Below are 16,458 nucleotides of genomic sequence, written 5' to 3' on the forward strand. Positions count from 1 at the left end.
TACCTGATTTTAATAGTGGTGCTGTTGATGCTTTTAGTATGGGTAGTAAACAAACCCAGCAAACCAACTGTAGGCACTCAGGAAGCGCCTCACTCATTACAAACGGCTCCGGAGAATTAGCCGTTTATTTTTTGAAGTTAAGAGCCTTGGCGCGTCAGCCCAAGGCCATTATTTTATCAATATCCACCTATTACAGGTAAAATCTCTCCCGTTATGTAGCTCGCTGTTTGCTCAGAAGCTAAAAACACGTAAGCGGGTGCAAGTTCTTCCGGCTGCGCGGGTCTTTTCATTGGGGTGTCAGCCCCAAACTCAGCAACATCAGCAGCCTCTTTATCGGCTGGATTGAGCGGGGTCCATACAGGCCCGGGAGCTACCGCATTTACGCGAATGCCGTCTGATAGCAAGTTTGCGGCAAGAGCACGTGTAAAAGCATGAATACCACCTTTAGTCATTGAATAATCAACGAGCTTCTTGCTTCCCCTCAATCCTGTGACGGAACCGGTATTAACAATCGCCGCTCCTTTTTTCAAAAAAGGCAATGCAGCTTTTGTCATATTATAATAACCATACAAGTTGGTCTGTATTGTCTCATCGAAATGCTCCGGCAACAAATCCTGAAAGCGGTTAGCATGTAATTGAAAAGCTGCGTTATTAACCAGGACATCAAGCCTGCCAAAGGTTGTTACAGCATCTGAAGCAGCTTTTTCACAAAATGCCAGATCCCGCACATCTCCCTGAATTAAGAGGCATTCACGCCCCTCTTTCTCGATCATTTGCTTTGTAAGCTCGGCGTCCTTTTTCTCCTCGAGATATAAAACTACAATGGTTGCACCTTCACGCGCATATAAAACTGCCACGGCTCTCCCAATACCGGAATCTCCACCAGTAATAAGTGCTACCTTATCCTGTAGTTTTCCTGATCCTGAGTAGTACGGCGCATCGTACAAGGGCTCGGGTTTCAAAACTGCTTCAGACCCTGGCTTAGCTATATTTTGCTTCGGAAAAGGTGGAACCGGATATTCACGTGCACCAGTTTCAGATTCGTATGAATGTTCCGTTTTCTTATCGGAAACCTGTGCTTGCAGCTTCCTTTGTCGGGAGGCAGTAATTTTTGCTTTTTTTGAATTTTTTGAAGATTGTGACACGGCTCTCTCCCATAAAATAATTATGTGAACGATAGCCGGATGGGGTAGAAACTCGGCTGCCATTTCGTTGGCCACAATGAGAAACCGAAAAAATCAAAGTGTTTTTCATTACCATCATGTTCGGTTGACACGACCACCGCTCATAAGAGGAATGTTGCAACGCTATCTTGGTTCCGAAACTAATTTAAAGTGCCAGTATTACAGACCAGTACCCTGTTTGTGGGCAGCAACTACATAAATTCGAAAACTCCAGCACTTAGTAGACGATGTTAAATATGTAAATTTTATCAGCTTTTATTGAACCATTCTCGTTGTGCTTCGTTAGTTCATTGTATCAAAACCATTAAACGAAGGAGAATCCTGATGGATTGGAACAGAGTTGAAGGGAATTGGAAGCAGATCAAAGGTAAGATCAAAGAGCAGTGGGGAAAGCTGACTGACGATGATCTGGATCAAGTAAACGGACGCCGTGAACAGCTTGAAGGAAAAATTCAAGAGCGGTACGGAATTGAAAAAGATCGCGTCAAAAAAGACGTTGATGACTGGTATAATCGCCAAGGATGGTAATCCTCAAAAGCTCCCGCATGGGAGCTTTTCCTTATCCAGCAACGTTTCTTCATTGTCGCATAATAGGTTGAGATAAACTCTACAAAGATAGCTGAAACCACGTGCTTTTCACTTAGCTTAAACATGCGCATTAAGCAGGCATCATTATGGTTTTGGTAAATCAAGTTGCTGCCTAAAGATAAGGAACTGAGAAGATGAGTTAAAATTTCTTCAACAATATCATTGGATTATAGAGGAGGTTAAAATGAAGGAAATTCCCCCGCAAAAAGCTCGCCAAGGCAGCAAAGGCCGGCCAGTTTTGATTGTTTTAATCTCAAGTCTTATCATTGTCCTTTTGGCTTGGGTGGGCGCAGAGATTTATGGAGGTTATATTTCAAAAAGTGAAAACACCATAAATTCCGATCAAACCAATGAAAATAGCGAAACAAACTAAGATCATCAGATCATCGCATAAACACTCAGCTTGCATAGTGTGACATCAATAAATGAGCTGTCAGACTGATACTGAATTATAGGTGATCTCTCTAATATTTCCTAGGAGGGCATGTAATGGACTGGAATCAAATTAAAACGGACTGGCCACGATATAAAGTAAATATTCGTGAACAATGGGGTAACATAACATCAGAGGAACTAGACGAAATAGCTGGCGAACAGAATGCTTTGGAGCATAAAATACAACAGCGCTACAATCTAACACCTGAACAGGTGAGAGAGCAGATCAATGAATGGTATAGAAAATTATCCCGAAATACATAAAATTTCAAAATTTATAATATGCACAACCCATGAGCTGTGCATACCAGATAACTGAGACTTGACTGAGATCCTTCTCTTCTCCGTTAATACCCGTTTATCGTGTCAAGCGGCTTCCGGAGCTATATAGCCTACCTTCTTCTTGGATTTGTTGGAATGGCGCGGTAAAGACGGCATGCAAACCATCTTCATTATAATAAACATTTGAAGCGCCAATCCCCATAAGCCCCATTTTAATTAAACGTGAGCCAAAACCTTTTGTAGTCGGAACTTTGACTATCGGCCCATTTCGCTCACGCCACTCTAAAATTAATGTGGAAATATCACCTTCATTGCTGACTCTCCAATTAACCAATATGGAGCCATCAGGGACTGATAAAGCACCGTATTTGATAGCATTCGTAGTCAGTTCATTTATTAGTAGTGATGTTGACATTACACCTTTAGGACCGATCAGAATTTGGGGCCCTTCTAAAACTATTTTGCTTTTACTAGCTAAAGATTCAAAAACCGACGTGATAACTTGCTCAATTGTTCCATTAGAGGTGCCGCCCAAGCGTAAAATTTCATGTCCTTTTGCTAAAGCGTGAAGCCTTCGTGAAAACACTGGAACCGCCTCTTTTAAATCAGCTTTACGAAATGTTTGATTTACTAGCGCTTGAACCACACTGAATGTATTTTTAATTCTGTGGGATAATTCAGCATTAATGACGACGGCGTTCTGAACAGCCTCGACTTTTTCCGTCATTTCAATGACGGTATCAATCATGCCCAAAACACGCCCCGTTTCATCAATGATCGGGCTATAACAAAATGTAAAATAGCATTTTTCTGGATAACCGTGACGATTAATAACTAACGGGAAATCTTCGATAAATGTCGCCTTACCCTGATAGGCATCAAGTATCATTGGCTCAATATTTGGCCAAGCTTCACTCCATATATCTCTGAAAGATTGTCCCATGCAATTTTGCTTGGCACCAAGGATATTTCTGAATGCATCGTTATAGAGGGTTGTATACTCTTCACCCCAGACAATGGCTTTTGGGAAGCGTGATGCGAGCATAAGCTGGACAGTCGTCTTTAACTGCACTGGCCATTTTTCAGGATCACCGAGTGGTGTTTTCGACCAATCAAAAGCCCTTATTTCATCCGCTGATATTCCAACCTCAGATAAAAAGTAGTGAACATTATTCAAAGGAATCACCAAAAGGCTTAAGAGGCAGTTGCATAACTTGCTTTTAAGCATCAACTGATACGAATGTCTCTTAAAAACACTGCAGGGCGACTTTAATATTATTTTTTAAGGAGTCCTTATACAAAACTCCTAAGAGCTACATGAGCGGACGATAAATCCGGGCCAAAATGTCCGAGGCTCTCGATCTCAAGTAACTCTTGTAATCGTGACCTTGCTCTTGAAACACGACTTTTTATGGTTCCGATTGCACAATCACAGATTTCAGCGGCCTCTTCATAAGAAAAACCTGATGCGCCTATTAAGATGATCGCCTCACGCTGATCGTCAGGGAGTTGATCAAGCGCTTTTCGAAAATCCTTTAAATCCAGTGAACCATATTGAGCGGGATGTATTGCCATGGCGTTACTATAAGTGCCTTCACTATCTTGCACTTCACGTCCACGCTTCCTCATCTGGCTATAAAACTCATTGCGCAGTATTGTGACAAGCCAAGCTTTAATGTTCGTGCCAACTTCAAAGGAATCTTGTTTTGCCCACGCCTTTAAAATTGTATCCTGTACCAAATCATCAGCCTTATCCGCATTTCTAATAAGAGATCTTGCAAAAGCGCGCAAATCCGGCAGCGACTCTATTAGGCTCTTTTTAAAACACGACGGATTGTCACTCATAGTTAAACATCTCCCAGCAATACCACTTAAATCTTTATTTAGATTTTTCTGCTTTATCCAATTCATTTAGTAACTTCATTAAGTTCTCAGGTATTTCCTCATCTCTTAGAGAGTTGTATAGTGACCGCAACTTTGTTCCTATGCCTTGATCTGGGCTGAAAGCTGCAGTCTCCCATATTTTTAGATTTTTTGATTTATTTTCCATGATAGTTCTTTTCAATAATCTTTATGCACTCTGATTTTCCTGCGATTCTGTGATGACCATACTTTGGTGTTCGTGTAAGTAAATGCATTCGCAAGCGTTGGGTTCCTGTTTTTTTTAAAAATTACAGAACAATCAAATTATGTAAAACGAACCTCATCAGCGCGTTTCACAACCTTAATCTATCATTTGATGTGCCGTTGATATTCGCGATTTGAACCAAAAGTACGTTTCTGCGTTTCTAAAGAAGCGGAGGGTGAAATGTGCAATATCTATAATATTAAAATGCATAGTGCTCAGCTGAAGCAGGCCGTCGGGTCATATATTGATCTAACAAACGGCGCATCATTTGATGAAAATATCTACCCTGATTATCCGGCGCCAATATTGCGCAACAATCTGGATGGACCAGAGTTAGCATTAAGCAGATGGGGCATGCCAACCCCGCCGATGTACGTCAAAGGCGAGGCCGACGAAGGCATAACAAATGTGCGGAATATCTCATCCCGCCATTGGCAGCGGTGGCTGACCGTTGCAAATCGGTGCCTTATTCCGGCGACATCATTCAGCGAGTATGCACAGGAGCCTGCCCCGAAGACAGGAAAGAAGCCGCTGCACTGGTTTGCAATTGATGAAACGGAACCACTGTTTTTCTTCGCAGGCATCTGGACAGAATGGATTGGTGTTAGAAAGCCATCAGAGGGCAAGCAAAATCACACCCTGTTTGCATTCCTGACCAGTGAACCGAATTCAGTCGTCGCCCCTATCCACCCAAAAGCTATGCCAGTCATTCTGACTGAGCTGGAAGAATTCGATATGTGGATGACAGCGCCATGGGAAATTGCAAAAGAGCTGCAAAGACCCTTGAGTGAATATAAGCTAAAAATACTCAATTAGGTGAATGATATTAAAGGAATAAATTATGACCGATGATAAAAATACTACACCTTTAACTGAAGATGAGGACGTCAAATTTTTAGCTGAAAATACTGACGTCTCCCCTTTACAAGCGAAAGAGCTCATTAAAAAATTTGGGCGAGATAGAAAAACACTGCTGAAGGAAGCATTAAAATTCAAAGCAGAAGGTTAAACTTACGACCTGCTATACCTGTACCTATTGTTTTTTAATCCACCTGCTGATGAGCTCAAAAATAGCATCGCTTATCCACATTGCGCAGATGCCTACAAGAAATGCTCCAGCATGAATTGTCACATTGGTACCATCATCGGGCGGTAGTGGGAAATGAATAGCATTGAGATAGTGAACTAGCGGGCTGGTGAGATAGCCAGCCGCGAGGGCACCACATACAGGTGATGCTACAGCCTCACGAAAGGTATAGTTTTGGTGTGATAATGCGCGAAGTACTCCGCCAGCGAACCCTGCAATAACAACCGATACCTTAAGTCCATATGAAGTTAATGGATCCTCCATTACCAGCACCCCGCTTTCTTCCCATAGGCGTTGTGACCGGCAATGCTTTTGCCTGCATTCATGTCATTGCCCGCCAGATAAACAGCCGTTTCCGATTTAAGGTTGATCTTCTGCCAGCCCGCGCAATTGCTCGCACTCGTCGCGCACCCCGCCAAGCTCACGGCAAAGGCTGTAGCTGTCCATGTTCCCAACTTCCTCATTAATCCCTGCCCTGTTCTGATTTGCTTGTGTGACGGCCTGTGCAACTTTGAGTGCTGCATCCTGCTTGCCGTCATGTTGTCCGAGCGCATAAAAAAAGAGGCCTGAAACTGCCCCTCCGATGACCGCACCTGTGATGTGTTGAAGACTGATCCTCATGCCGCCTGATCCTGCATGCGCTTAATAAGGAAATATGCACCTGTAGCGAACGCTCCAACCATGATGATTGCAAGCGCCCACTGGATCGGCCCCGATCCGGAAGCCATGCCGCCAAGACCGGATAAAAGACCGCCAATCGATGCCCACGCCTCTGGTTTTTTTAAGGTTTCTGTGAGAGATTGGTCTTTGGGGTTGGCCTTGGCTGAAGCAGTATACACGTCAGTAATTGTCACTTTGCCTTTGACGAGCTGACGTGCTTGCGCTTCCACGCTCACCACCCGCTCGCGCCAGCCCCTACCGAACACCGGCCATGTTTTCAACGTCCGCATGAACCGAAGACGCTCAGCCGCATAAGCGCCGATCAGATCGCCCTTATAAGCTTTAACCGCAGCGACAGTCTGGCCGCCAACAATGCCGTCCGCAGTCACACCAACCACGCGCTGCAGCGATTTAACCGCCTGTGCGGGACCGCTGTTCACACCATAATCAAAAGCCATAAAATCAATACCAACCGGAAGCAGATCGCCGCCGGATTGCACCCAATAAGAGCGCCGGTAAATCACGATAGCTTCTTCTTTGGTCAGTGTTTTCACTTCCGCAGGCGTAACACTTTGTACGCCGCGGTGTGCTGCCAACGTCCTATGTGTTATGCCGTACTTTGTAGCGCCGCCCGGGTCTTTCGGATTATTCACATATCCGCCCTCATGACCAAAGGTCAAGTCAAGCGCGGTCGTTAAGGTCTCACGCATTGCGTTCCTTTCTAAAAGAAAAACCCCGCATAAGCGGGGTATGATTTATTTTTTTGATGTCAGTTGTTTTTTGTTGCGTCGCTTACGCATTTGCCATGTCAAAAAGACAATCATCACAACTGTTATTGTAATTAATGCGACTGCACCATTATAGATAGAAATATACTCATAAACTTTCATAATCTGCCTCCTGTATTGTAAACTGGCGGAGGCTAGGAAAGTTCCTATCAGGTTTCTTATGTTATTTTTTATCCTTATCGCGCCAGCAATTTTTTCGCATTTGCCACATAGAAAACACCAACATAAAAACAGCGATCACTAATATTGAAATTAATAAATAATATACTGAGATATATTCTTGGCCATCCATTTCACTTCCTCCTACCAATACAACAGAGGCAAAGGAAGAATGTTCCATGGTCAACAGCCGCATTGAAACTGATTAAACCAAGGCAGGTATATCGCTCTATCAAGATCTGTCTTGAAAAAAGGATTTCTATCACTAAATCCAAACCGTCATCCCAACTCTTCGTTCAGAATAGGAGGTTTCTGTGAGCGACCGTTTGTTTGACAAACCAGTTTACATTAAAAAAGGACGTTATCTGACATTAGAACTTTCCAACGTTCACGATGCACTTATGTTCTTACATGAATGGCCCGAAGACGATCGCGATCTCATTTATGAAACTGCCTGGAAGGCATGTTGTGATGCCTATGATGGGGTAAAACCAGTAATAGCGGCACGAAACGCGATACAGGGGTTCGCCCGTAAACGTGACATACTAGATATACCTAATCCTCCAATTCCTTGGTCGGCTTCTGAACTTTCAAATAGCGACCAATTACGAGTTTAGTTGTTCAGCATTAAGCCCGAAACGATGCATTCGGGCTTAATGTTATTGCTAGAGGCTGTAAGAATATCCTTTATTAAAGAGATACTGATTAGCCAGAGGTTTTCCGTTTATCCTTGCCGGCATCCCCACTAGGTTGCTTTAGATCAATACGCGTTATCCAACCTGTATTGCGGGAAAAATCATGTTGGACGGTTTCAGTTCGATATGTCCCATCGATACCTGGACGAGCGCCAGTAAGAACGACCGTTCCCTCTGGCTGTGCTTCCGAATTGCCGTCAATCGTGATCGACCCATCACCCTTGCCGCGCTCGCTGTCGGCCTTCCGGCTCTCGGAATTGCGCTTCGCCTCGTCCGCGTCTCCGGCCGGATACCGGCTCGTAAATTCGGCATTGGCTTTTTCGTCCTCGATCTCGACTTCCTCGGTTTTCCACGTCCCTGTTTTTTTATCGTACCATCGTGTTCTAGCCTTCGAGTAACGAGGGCGACCGGTCACGGGTGCGATATCCCACGAGATAAGATTTTCGCCGTAAACAGCCTGAACAACGGCAAGCTGCTGGCCTCCGGCCGAGCGCCCGCCGTTTCGTTTCGCGAGGATTGCAACGTCATTCGAAATCTTGAATGTCGCGCCGATCTCGCGGGCGACCCGCTCTCCGAAATGGATAAAGCTCTCGCCTTGCATCGCCCAATAAGGGCGGATGATAGATTTCAGTTCTTCATCGACGCGGACGTTTTCAATCCCGCCGAGCTTTGCTGCCTCCGAGAATACATCGCCGAGGTTCTTACCGTCCCAATGCTTTTGCTGTTGCTGCTTTGCCTTGCCCTGCGCGTCAAATCCCTTTCCGGAGATTGAGAGCACACGACCGGCAGAGCGGGAGCCGGAGGAGCGGACTTCATCGACGACGCCGCGAAAGACCACGGCGGCTCCGGCGTCATTTGAGCCGAGGGAAACGCTCAGAATTGCCCCCTCGCTTGGCAAAAGGATCGCGCCCTCTCCATCATCAAGCTCAATCCGTATCGTGTCGCTCGACACTCCCGCCTTATCTGTAATGCTTAGATTTATCAGACGGGGGAGGAGCGCGCTTGAAATATCCTGCCCGTCAACCATGACGATGCAGGTCGTCTTGCGAACCGTTGTATTCATGGATCAATCCCAAAGATGGACGACGTTTCGCTCTTTGTTTTTCAATTCAGGAGCGTCAATCGGGAAGCGAATAGAGGTTCCGACCGGAATAATCGGGCCGATATCGGCAAGGCCGGGGTTCATATCGAGGACGCGCTCGACAAAACCCATGCTTTGCCGCTTGAACCGACGCCAGACCAGCAGGGAAAGGGTAATTGCCTCACCCTTTACGACGACGGTTTCCGTGTTGCCGGTGTAAATCATCCGAGCATTCCTATCACTGTTGCAAAGAAGTCGGCATCCTGCGGCGCATCTGCGCGCCGCAGAGATATGTCAACGTCGATCACTTGCCCGACGCCCTTCGCATCGAGGTAGGAGCTTTCAGCCCCAACGCTCGTCACCACAAACCATCCGAGAGGAACACCGTCGCCACGCATGAGATATTGGGGCATACCGCTTCTGCGGATTGTATGAAGTTGCTCTAATGATCCAAGGCCACCGAGCTTGGCAGGGAATAATTTTACTGAGATCGTAAAATTCTCAGCCGCTTCTCCAACAAATTCGAGCGGCGGACGTCGACCCATTATTGGTTTTTCGACATATTCACCGCCGCTCTCGCTACTTGTTGCAGTCGGGTTGAACGGCCAGACCTCGAATTTTAAGGCTCCGAAATTCATAAGCATTATTCAACTCCTGTATCCGCATGGACGCCTGAAATTGCCGACATATCCATTTTTGGCCGTATGGTCGGGCTTATCGTGGTCGAGAGGATCGCTTGAAGTTCTCGCGCGAGAGCAACGGCTTTCGCCCTTGCCTCGGCCGCTTGAACATCAAAAGCCGCGTTGAACGCCCCCATTGTCTCGTTTGCTGCCGAAGCACCGCCCGCCGCGTCGCCTTGCGGCGTCATGTCATTAATTTGCTGGTCGAGCATTGTCCGCTCTACCTGCAAATTCTCGCGCTCCATGTTTGGCATGTCGCGCATAGACGGGTGAGTATTCTTTTCGATCTGCGAGAGGCGAGTATCAATCGCGGCCTGTCGAGCCTGCCATTCGGCAAGATCATGGGCGCGACCTTCCTCAGGTGATACTTGCGGGGCGACGCGTTCGCTTGCGCCGATCTTTGACGGGTCGATGCCCGTCTTTTCTTTCATCCACGCATCAATTCCGCTCGTAAGCCCCCATAGATTGCCCTCTGGGTCTATAGCACCGAGTATTTCGTTAATCGTGTACGCTGTACCAACGACGCCCGCTCCCTTGATGACTTTACCAAAAAGAGAGGTTCCCTTTGTTGCGGCACCGGCAACCGTAGCGCTTGCCGCAGCCGTGCCCGCAGCGCCCGCTGCTGTCGCGCCCGTAACACCCATCGTTGCAGCGGCAACAGCAAGCGCTCCACGCCCGAACTTGGTGGCGAGCATCATCAGCGAGACAAGCGACAGGAAGAATGAGATCACGCCGCCGCCGATGATAGCAATCGGGCCGAGAGCGGCCATAATCATGATCGCATACGTCCCGAACTCTAGCAGTTTAGGATTGCTCTCAGATAGAGATTTTAACCCGTCTGCCGCCCACTTGATAGCCTCCGAGGCGGTCTTGAGAACGCCGCTTTCACCAAGCGTTACGAACAGGTTTTCGATTGATGCAATGAACGCCGCCCAATCTCCGACGATACCTTTCATCATGATTTTAGCCATGCGGTCGGTCGCGCCTTTAGCTCCATTCTCAACATCAGACAGAGCTTTATCGAGATCGCCAGCGAGGAGCGTAATCAAGCGCGAACCCTGCCGAGCGTCGAAGACGCGAGCGATATCGCCGAGGTCGGCACCCTTCTCGCGAAGGGTACGGATAAACCCGAAGAAATCGACCTCGGAGCCTGCGGCCGTCAAAGCCTCAGTAATCGTTTCGGCGAGCTTCGACTTATCCATAACGGAGCCGTCGCCGCCGATAACGTTCGTCAGCTTCTCGGTAAGTTTGCTCAATGATTTTTTGAGCGAAGGGTCATTGAGAACCTGCTCAATCTGCTTTGCGTATGAAGTCGCATCAATACCGTCCACAGCGAGCGAGGAGACAATATCTTGTGCGCTGATCTGACGTCCGCCTTTTACAAAGTCGTTGACGTTGATGTTCAAACGCTCAAGAGCGGCGAGCATTGGTTTTGTCGGGCGAACCATACGAACGAGAGCGGACCGCATTGCGACACCGGCCTCACTCGCACGGATACCATTTCGCGCCATAACCATTGACGCGGCGGATACCTCCTCAATGGACATACCCGCAGCCGCAGCCATAGGGCCGACATACTTGAAGGTTTCGCCCATCATGCGCACGTCGGTATTCGAGTTTGACGCGGCATAGGCGAGAGCGTCGTTTACGCGGGTCAGGCTTTCCGAAGCCTGCTCAACCGTCTTCATAGGCAGACGCATCGCTGTCAGGACGTTCGTAGCAATATCCGCGCTTTCTTTAATTTCAATGTCACCGGCCAGCGCGAGATTAAGCATTCCTTTCATGGAACCCATAATCTGTTCGTACTTAAAACCGGCGCGGCCGAGTTCAAAAGTGCCCTTCATGATCTCGGAGTTTGTCGCGGGGAAAAGCTCGTTTAGCTCTTTCGCGTAACTCTGGATCGATTTGCGCTGCACGTCGGTTACGTTGGTGACGGCCTGCAAGGCGTTCGACGTTTTCTCAAAGTCATAAACCGAGCGGGCACCGAAGAACGTGAGGAAACTAGCGGGCATAGAAAGCCCGCTAGTCATATTATTAAAGTTCCGGCGAAGGCGATCCGTAGCCTTACCAACGTCCGTCACCATCGTATTAATCGCGCCGCCGATAGCGAGACGGCGTGCGTTCGTGCTATCGACCGCCGTCCCGATCCCGCGGATCGAATTCGCGGCCGCACGCGCCGGAGCCGTAACGGCATCGATCAAGCGGACGGTAAGGATTGAGGTAAGGTTAGCCATTTAGATACGCCTCTGCGGAATTTTCGAAGCTGTTTCGAGCCAATCAACAAGTTCTTTGATCGGCAGATCGAGAAAGAAACTTAGGGGCGTGTTGGTGTTTGCAGCAGCAAGCGCGATTACGCGTCGCCAGTCTCCACTCTCCCACGCCCCGGAGCTTCCCCCGTGTTGAGTGCCTTCCCTGCAATGTCTTGCAGGTCTGTAACATCCAGCTCTGCGGCTGCCTCGCCAAGGCCAGCCAAGCGACTGGCAATATCAACCATTGCAGAGAAAACGGCGCTCGTCGGCGGGGTCATTTTCGCCGCGATAGCCTCAAGATCTGTTCCCGTTCCGGACAGCTTTGCAGCCGCTTCGGCGAGGACGTACTCTTGCGAGGCTTTCGCGTTAGACGAATAGAACTTCATCAGTTCCGCAACCTGATCGCCAATGGCAACCATGTCCCCGCCATTCGGACGACGGATCGTGACGGAGGAGATCGTCGCCCCGTTCACCGTAATAGGATACTTGAGATCGTGCTTATTCATTTTCTTGCCCTGAAAATGCCCGCCTTTGCGGCGGACTTATGGAGATATAAACGATTAACTGCCGTTGCTGATCCGAAGAATGTTGTTGAAATCCGGATCGGGATCGACACCACCTAGGCGGAGCGTGTTGGTGAAGAAATCCCAATAGAGTTCTTCGGAGCCATCAAAGAAAAGTTCATAGTGCAGAACTTCATTGATCGCGTATTCGTGCCCCATCGTTTCGCCGCGCGTAAACGCATCCGGCGCAACACGGGAAAGACGCCCTTCCATAATTGCTTTCGCTTCAAGAGCCTTGCCATTCTTTTTATTGCGAATAACACCATACGCGGTGAAGTTTTTCCGGATCGTGCTGCCAAGGCCGAACGAGCGCAGGAGCGGCATATCCCAACCCTTCAGCTTGAAGGTCGGTTCGAGCTTTTCAACGCCGACGCCAAATTCGACGGCTACTTTGCCGCCGCCCGGATTGTGATCGACAAGCGTTTCCTGCAAATCTGGAAGCTTCAATTCTTCCAGCGTCAGAAACTTTGAGTTCTGGGGATCGTGGTCGCCGACGAAAAGGTTCGCCGCTTCCATGATATAGATATTTGACATGACGATTTTTCCCTATAATCGAGAAGCGTTAGCCGTGGCGCGAAGCCACCGCACGAACCTGATTAAGCGTCGAGGCTGGTGAGCAGGTCGTCGAGGAGCGCATCGAGCGCAGGGCGATAACGCGCTGACTGGATGCCGAGATAGCGCAGGACTGGCGGCTCCTCCGCCTGAAAGGCGACAGTAAACCGGCCAAGGCGCAGTTGCTCAGGACTATTGGCGGCGCGCGTGAAATTCACACGGAAGCCGAGCAGATCGCCCGTTGCTTGGATGTCGCGAAGCCCGCCTTTCATGGTGGCGAGAATGTCCTCAATTGTCCCACGGTCAATATTGCGACGGCCGAGGAAAAAGCGGAGGGTCTTGATAAACATCAGATGAATGTAATCGCGGCCTCGCACCTGATTATAGAACTGCCAAAGCGTATCTTCGGAACAAGTGTCTGTACCGACATAGAGGAACCCGCCGTCAGCAAGGGCGCCATCGGTGCTCTCGCCCCGTACGATAATGCCGATGTTTTTCGACAAAAGCTGTTGCCCTTCGGTCGCGCCGTCAAGGATCGAGAATTCAAGCGGACGGGACGGGCCGACAATACCGTAAACCGGCTGGTTCGCCCACGAATGGAACGGACGGCCCTGAAACTCATGGTCGCGGCGCACCGCAATACCAATGATTGCTGGGGATGCCGGGACGGTCACAACATCGCCGACGTCATCAATAACCTTAGCCGCAACATCGACAGGGATTATGCGCTTCGACTGGATTGTCGCACGCCATGCGCTCGCCGCAGTTTCGTCCGTTGCGGGACCGTCAACCACAGCCACAGCAAGCAGGCGGTCAAGCAAAGTCGGAAGGCCTGCAATAATCACATTTGCATCCGCCGAAGACGCAAGTTGAGATGTATATCCGGGCACGCAGATAAGACGAGGCGTAATGCCAAGCTCAGCACCTGCATTGAGCAGTGCATACATCCCGGTGCGGGCGTTGATATCGCCAAGCAGGTTGACGATTGTTTCGTCCGGTGTAGCGCCCTCAATTACGCGAACGCCGACAATTGTCGCCGCCGCCTGAAACTGACCAAGCTGCTGATTAATGAGCTTTACCGCATTGTAACCGGTGCCTGTTTTGCCCATCTTTGCGAGCTTTGCATCGTCAGACGAGTAAAAAAGAACCGGCTCATTAAGCGGAAACTCAGTCGCATCGGCGGCCGGTGCAGTAAACACAAGGCCGACAATCGACATATTCGTAACAATCGCCGGGCGCGGCTCGTTATCGATTTGGGTAATCGACAAGCCGAAGACTGGATCGCTCATTCCTCTTCTCCTGTTGAGGCGGGAACCCCGCCGAGCAATAAAAAAGGCACGCCGAAGCGTGCCTTTCTGCTATGTTTGAATAATAAAAAACCGCCTCAAGGGCGGTGTGTGGTGTCGGCTGTAGTGATGCTTACAATTTTGCTGCTTCGCGCCAGAAATTGTCTTTCTGTTCAGCCGTCCACTGCATTGCCTGACGGACGATTTCAGCCAACGGGTGCAAGCGATTGAATGTTGCAGCGCCAATGACCAACATCTGTGCATTGAACTTATCGTCTTCCGTTGGAAGCTGATCAATGATCACTTGCAACGGAGGCGGAATAGTTCCGTTTTGCAAGGCCGATAGCGCTTCAGCCTTGGTGATAATTTCCATGGCAGCCAGCTGCTGGAAAAACTGCCTGCAGCTAATCTCGTCCGGTACCAGTTCTATTACTGGCTCAACCGGATCAATCGTCCAGCTGTTAGTTTCCGGATGATAGGTTGATTTCTCTGGTGGCCGTGTCGGCACAACAATGTCGTCTTCGTTGATCGGGGTGTCCGTCGCTGACGTGTAAACACCGTCTGTCGGATTATAGAAAATTTTCATATCTTATCCCTTAGGCAACACGCAGAAACACTATGCGTTCGGAAGTTCGTCCCCAGCCTGCGTTCACTCTAAACCGTCCCATAGTGGTGTAGGCGATAGTGAACATTGTTCGATCCCCCGTGGTGTTGCTTGATGCAATTTCTGCACCCCATTCATCAGCACCTGCCATCGAAGCCCAGGTTTCCCACCCCCAATTATGCTGTCCTTCTAGCTTTCGAGGGCGTCGGCGGTCATCTTGTGTTTGGCTGGTTTTAGAAACACAGAAGGCCAAGCATTTCGTCCAAGGCGCAACGGTTTCTCTCCAGCCCCAATCCTCATTATTGAAGACTGAGAAACCAATCTCTACAGAGGTTTTGCCCCACGTCATTTTATTGATGTAGTTCCAGAGATCCAGTGTACCGGTTAAATCCCACATCGCCCCCGAAACGTTTCCGTTAGTGTGAACCTCTGCTCCAGAAACTTTTAAGGTGTTGGCTGCTTGCACCACTCCGGTCGGATGAACCTGCAAGAGGTCTCGTTCCCAAGCCCCCGTTGCAGGGTTCATCTTGCAGAGTACGAGAGCACCGTCTGACCGAAGTATCCATTTCTGAGTATCGTCGGCATCACCTGTAAAACCAAAGCCCAAAAGGTTTCGATTGACGTCGCTATTCCCATTTCTCAGAGAAAGATGCGTTCCAATTCCACGTCCTGTAAAGTTAGGGTTATTGCGATCCAACTTAGCCGCAACCTGTGCGGGAGTAGCAGCTCCAACATCTTCCGCAGACAGGTTGATGACACCTGTCTGCCCATTAACAGATAGCACTTGATCCGTCGGCGTAAGCATTTCCTGCCAGTTAGCCAACACTGTAGCCGGCTCTAAGCGTAGGATGAACGTCTTCTTCAAGTCAGTCCGTACAGCAACATCACCACGTTCAGCAACCAAGGCCAGCATGGAGGGTTGCGAATTGACAACAAACGTATCGGCAATTGCTACCGGTGGCAGCTGAGACGATGGAATTTTACCCGCGGCATCAAGTGTTGCCACACCGTTTGGAACACCTCTGTCAACGGTACCGAGCGCATCAATATTTTGACGCGCCCGCGATTTTTGAGCAAGGGTAAAGGCCTGCACAGAATCAACACGCACTCTTAGTGCGAGAGCATCAGCCGTACTGTTAGTGAGTGACTGAATGCTTTGATCAATAACTGATTGCTGAGCAGCTTGTGATGTCTCAATCTCGCTTCTCACCTGATCTGTGGTGATGGCATCCGTAATGCCATAACCATTGAGCGTGGTCGGTCTGTCAGTGATATCCGCAAAGGAATGCTTATGGCTTATATAAGCATCCTCAAAAGCCTTGAACCGGCTGTCGATGGCTCCGAATGTGGACGCCACCTTAATCATCTCAACGATCTGTAACCCGTATGGGTTTGGGATATCCCAATGATAATTTGGCGTCTTCTCATTTGCCATAT

The 16,458-nt window shown here is 48.7% G+C and carries 23 protein-coding genes; 6 read left to right on the top strand and 17 right to left on the bottom strand.

What is annotated here, in order from left to right:
- Nucleotides 1-176: 176 nt before the first annotated feature.
- Nucleotides 177-1,220, bottom strand: a complete 1,044-nt coding sequence (locus LDL70_RS16045) for an SDR family oxidoreductase (protein ID WP_225688960.1) — start codon at nucleotides 1,218-1,220, stop codon at nucleotides 177-179.
- Between the two features lie 288 nt (nucleotides 1,221-1,508).
- Between LDL70_RS16045 and LDL70_RS16050 the strand changes: the two genes are divergently transcribed.
- The 3 genes from LDL70_RS16050 (at nucleotide 1,509) to LDL70_RS16060 (ending at nucleotide 2,471) form a co-directional block, all read left to right on the top strand.
- Nucleotides 1,509-1,712 carry a CsbD family protein gene (locus LDL70_RS16050; RefSeq protein WP_225688962.1) on the top strand — a complete coding sequence of 68 codons (204 nt, stop codon included), beginning with the start codon at nucleotides 1,509-1,511 and terminating at the stop codon, nucleotides 1,710-1,712.
- Between the two features lie 244 nt (nucleotides 1,713-1,956).
- Complete coding sequence (locus LDL70_RS16055; protein WP_225688964.1) at nucleotides 1,957-2,145, top strand: hypothetical protein; 189 nt, start codon at nucleotides 1,957-1,959, stop codon at nucleotides 2,143-2,145.
- A gap of 116 nt (nucleotides 2,146-2,261) precedes the next feature.
- Nucleotides 2,262-2,471: a CsbD family protein gene (locus LDL70_RS16060; protein WP_225688965.1), complete on the top strand. Its 210-nt coding sequence runs from the start codon at nucleotides 2,262-2,264 to the stop codon at nucleotides 2,469-2,471.
- A 94-nt stretch (nucleotides 2,472-2,565) separates the two neighbouring features.
- On the opposite strand, the gene LDL70_RS16065 is transcribed toward LDL70_RS16060, so the two are convergent.
- The 3 genes from LDL70_RS16065 to LDL70_RS16075 form a co-directional block, all read right to left on the bottom strand.
- Complete coding sequence (locus LDL70_RS16065) at nucleotides 2,566-3,666, bottom strand: PAS domain-containing sensor histidine kinase (RefSeq protein WP_225688967.1); 1,101 nt, start codon at nucleotides 3,664-3,666, stop codon at nucleotides 2,566-2,568.
- Between the two features lie 116 nt (nucleotides 3,667-3,782).
- Nucleotides 3,783-4,334 carry an RNA polymerase sigma factor gene (locus LDL70_RS16070; RefSeq protein WP_028233364.1) on the bottom strand — a complete coding sequence of 184 codons (552 nt, stop codon included), beginning with the start codon at nucleotides 4,332-4,334 and terminating at the stop codon, nucleotides 3,783-3,785.
- Between the two features lie 34 nt (nucleotides 4,335-4,368).
- On the bottom strand, nucleotides 4,369-4,539 hold the full coding sequence (locus tag LDL70_RS16075) for a NepR family anti-sigma factor (RefSeq protein WP_225688969.1): 171 nt from the start codon (nucleotides 4,537-4,539) through the stop codon (nucleotides 4,369-4,371).
- A 258-nt stretch (nucleotides 4,540-4,797) separates the two neighbouring features.
- On the opposite strand from LDL70_RS16075, the gene LDL70_RS16080 reads away from it, so the two are divergent.
- A complete protein-coding gene (locus tag LDL70_RS16080) occupies nucleotides 4,798-5,433 on the top strand; it encodes an SOS response-associated peptidase (RefSeq protein ID WP_225688971.1) in 636 nt (211 codons plus the stop codon).
- Between the two features lie 25 nt (nucleotides 5,434-5,458).
- On the top strand, nucleotides 5,459-5,626 hold the full coding sequence (locus LDL70_RS16085) for a hypothetical protein (RefSeq protein WP_170265252.1): 168 nt from the start codon (nucleotides 5,459-5,461) through the stop codon (nucleotides 5,624-5,626).
- 24 nt (nucleotides 5,627-5,650) lie between these two features.
- On the opposite strand, the gene LDL70_RS16090 is transcribed toward LDL70_RS16085, so the two are convergent.
- From LDL70_RS16090 to LDL70_RS16105, 4 genes are all read right to left on the bottom strand, one after another.
- Nucleotides 5,651-5,968 (bottom strand): hypothetical protein, encoded by a 318-nt coding sequence (locus tag LDL70_RS16090; protein ID WP_225688973.1) that lies wholly within the window; start codon nucleotides 5,966-5,968, stop codon nucleotides 5,651-5,653.
- A gap of 96 nt (nucleotides 5,969-6,064) precedes the next feature.
- Nucleotides 6,065-6,325, bottom strand: a complete 261-nt coding sequence (locus LDL70_RS16095; protein WP_225688975.1) for a hypothetical protein — start codon at nucleotides 6,323-6,325, stop codon at nucleotides 6,065-6,067.
- Entirely contained in the window at nucleotides 6,322-7,074 is a 753-nt protein-coding gene (locus LDL70_RS16100) for a glycoside hydrolase family 108 protein (protein WP_225688977.1), read from the bottom strand. Before LDL70_RS16100 ends, LDL70_RS16095 begins: the two co-directional genes overlap by 4 nt.
- A 241-nt stretch (nucleotides 7,075-7,315) precedes the next feature.
- Nucleotides 7,316-7,492, bottom strand: a complete 177-nt coding sequence (locus LDL70_RS16105) for a hypothetical protein (RefSeq protein ID WP_225688978.1) — start codon at nucleotides 7,490-7,492, stop codon at nucleotides 7,316-7,318.
- 133 nt (nucleotides 7,493-7,625) lie between these two features.
- On the opposite strand from LDL70_RS16105, the gene LDL70_RS16110 reads away from it, so the two are divergent.
- Complete coding sequence (locus LDL70_RS16110; protein WP_225688980.1) at nucleotides 7,626-7,928, top strand: DUF982 domain-containing protein; 303 nt, start codon at nucleotides 7,626-7,628, stop codon at nucleotides 7,926-7,928.
- A gap of 88 nt (nucleotides 7,929-8,016) precedes the next feature.
- On the opposite strand, the gene LDL70_RS16115 is transcribed toward LDL70_RS16110, so the two are convergent.
- From LDL70_RS16115 to LDL70_RS16155, 9 genes are all read right to left on the bottom strand, one after another.
- Entirely contained in the window at nucleotides 8,017-9,069 is a 1,053-nt protein-coding gene (locus LDL70_RS16115; RefSeq protein WP_225688982.1) for a phage late control D family protein, read from the bottom strand.
- Between the two features lie 3 nt (nucleotides 9,070-9,072).
- Complete coding sequence (locus LDL70_RS16120; protein ID WP_213600175.1) at nucleotides 9,073-9,312, bottom strand: tail protein X; 240 nt, start codon at nucleotides 9,310-9,312, stop codon at nucleotides 9,073-9,075.
- Nucleotides 9,309-9,731 (bottom strand): phage tail protein, encoded by a 423-nt coding sequence (locus tag LDL70_RS16125; protein ID WP_116088426.1) that lies wholly within the window; start codon nucleotides 9,729-9,731, stop codon nucleotides 9,309-9,311. Before LDL70_RS16125 ends, LDL70_RS16120 begins: the two co-directional genes overlap by 4 nt.
- A complete protein-coding gene (locus tag LDL70_RS16130) occupies nucleotides 9,731-12,001 on the bottom strand; it encodes a phage tail tape measure protein (protein ID WP_225688984.1) in 2,271 nt (756 codons plus the stop codon). The genes LDL70_RS16125 and LDL70_RS16130 overlap by 1 nt, the downstream gene beginning before the upstream one ends.
- Before the next feature lie 116 nt (nucleotides 12,002-12,117).
- On the bottom strand, nucleotides 12,118-12,522 hold the full coding sequence (locus tag LDL70_RS16135; protein WP_225688987.1) for a phage tail assembly protein: 405 nt from the start codon (nucleotides 12,520-12,522) through the stop codon (nucleotides 12,118-12,120).
- Nucleotides 12,523-12,576: 54 nt separating this feature from the next.
- Nucleotides 12,577-13,113, bottom strand: coding sequence for a phage major tail tube protein (locus LDL70_RS16140; RefSeq protein ID WP_225688990.1), 537 nt, complete (start codon nucleotides 13,111-13,113; stop codon nucleotides 12,577-12,579).
- 62 nt (nucleotides 13,114-13,175) lie between these two features.
- Nucleotides 13,176-14,420 (bottom strand): phage tail protein, encoded by a 1,245-nt coding sequence (locus LDL70_RS16145; protein ID WP_225688992.1) that lies wholly within the window; start codon nucleotides 14,418-14,420, stop codon nucleotides 13,176-13,178.
- A 130-nt stretch (nucleotides 14,421-14,550) separates the two neighbouring features.
- Nucleotides 14,551-15,003, bottom strand: a complete 453-nt coding sequence (locus LDL70_RS16150) for a hypothetical protein (protein WP_225688994.1) — start codon at nucleotides 15,001-15,003, stop codon at nucleotides 14,551-14,553.
- A 10-nt stretch (nucleotides 15,004-15,013) separates the two neighbouring features.
- Nucleotides 15,014-16,456 (bottom strand): hypothetical protein, encoded by a 1,443-nt coding sequence (locus LDL70_RS16155; protein WP_225688996.1) that lies wholly within the window; start codon nucleotides 16,454-16,456, stop codon nucleotides 15,014-15,016.
- Nucleotides 16,457-16,458 lie beyond the last annotated feature (2 nt).

This window comes from Pseudochrobactrum sp. XF203, from assembly GCF_020341615.1.
Taxonomy (GTDB): domain Bacteria; phylum Pseudomonadota; class Alphaproteobacteria; order Rhizobiales; family Rhizobiaceae; genus Pseudochrobactrum; species Pseudochrobactrum saccharolyticum.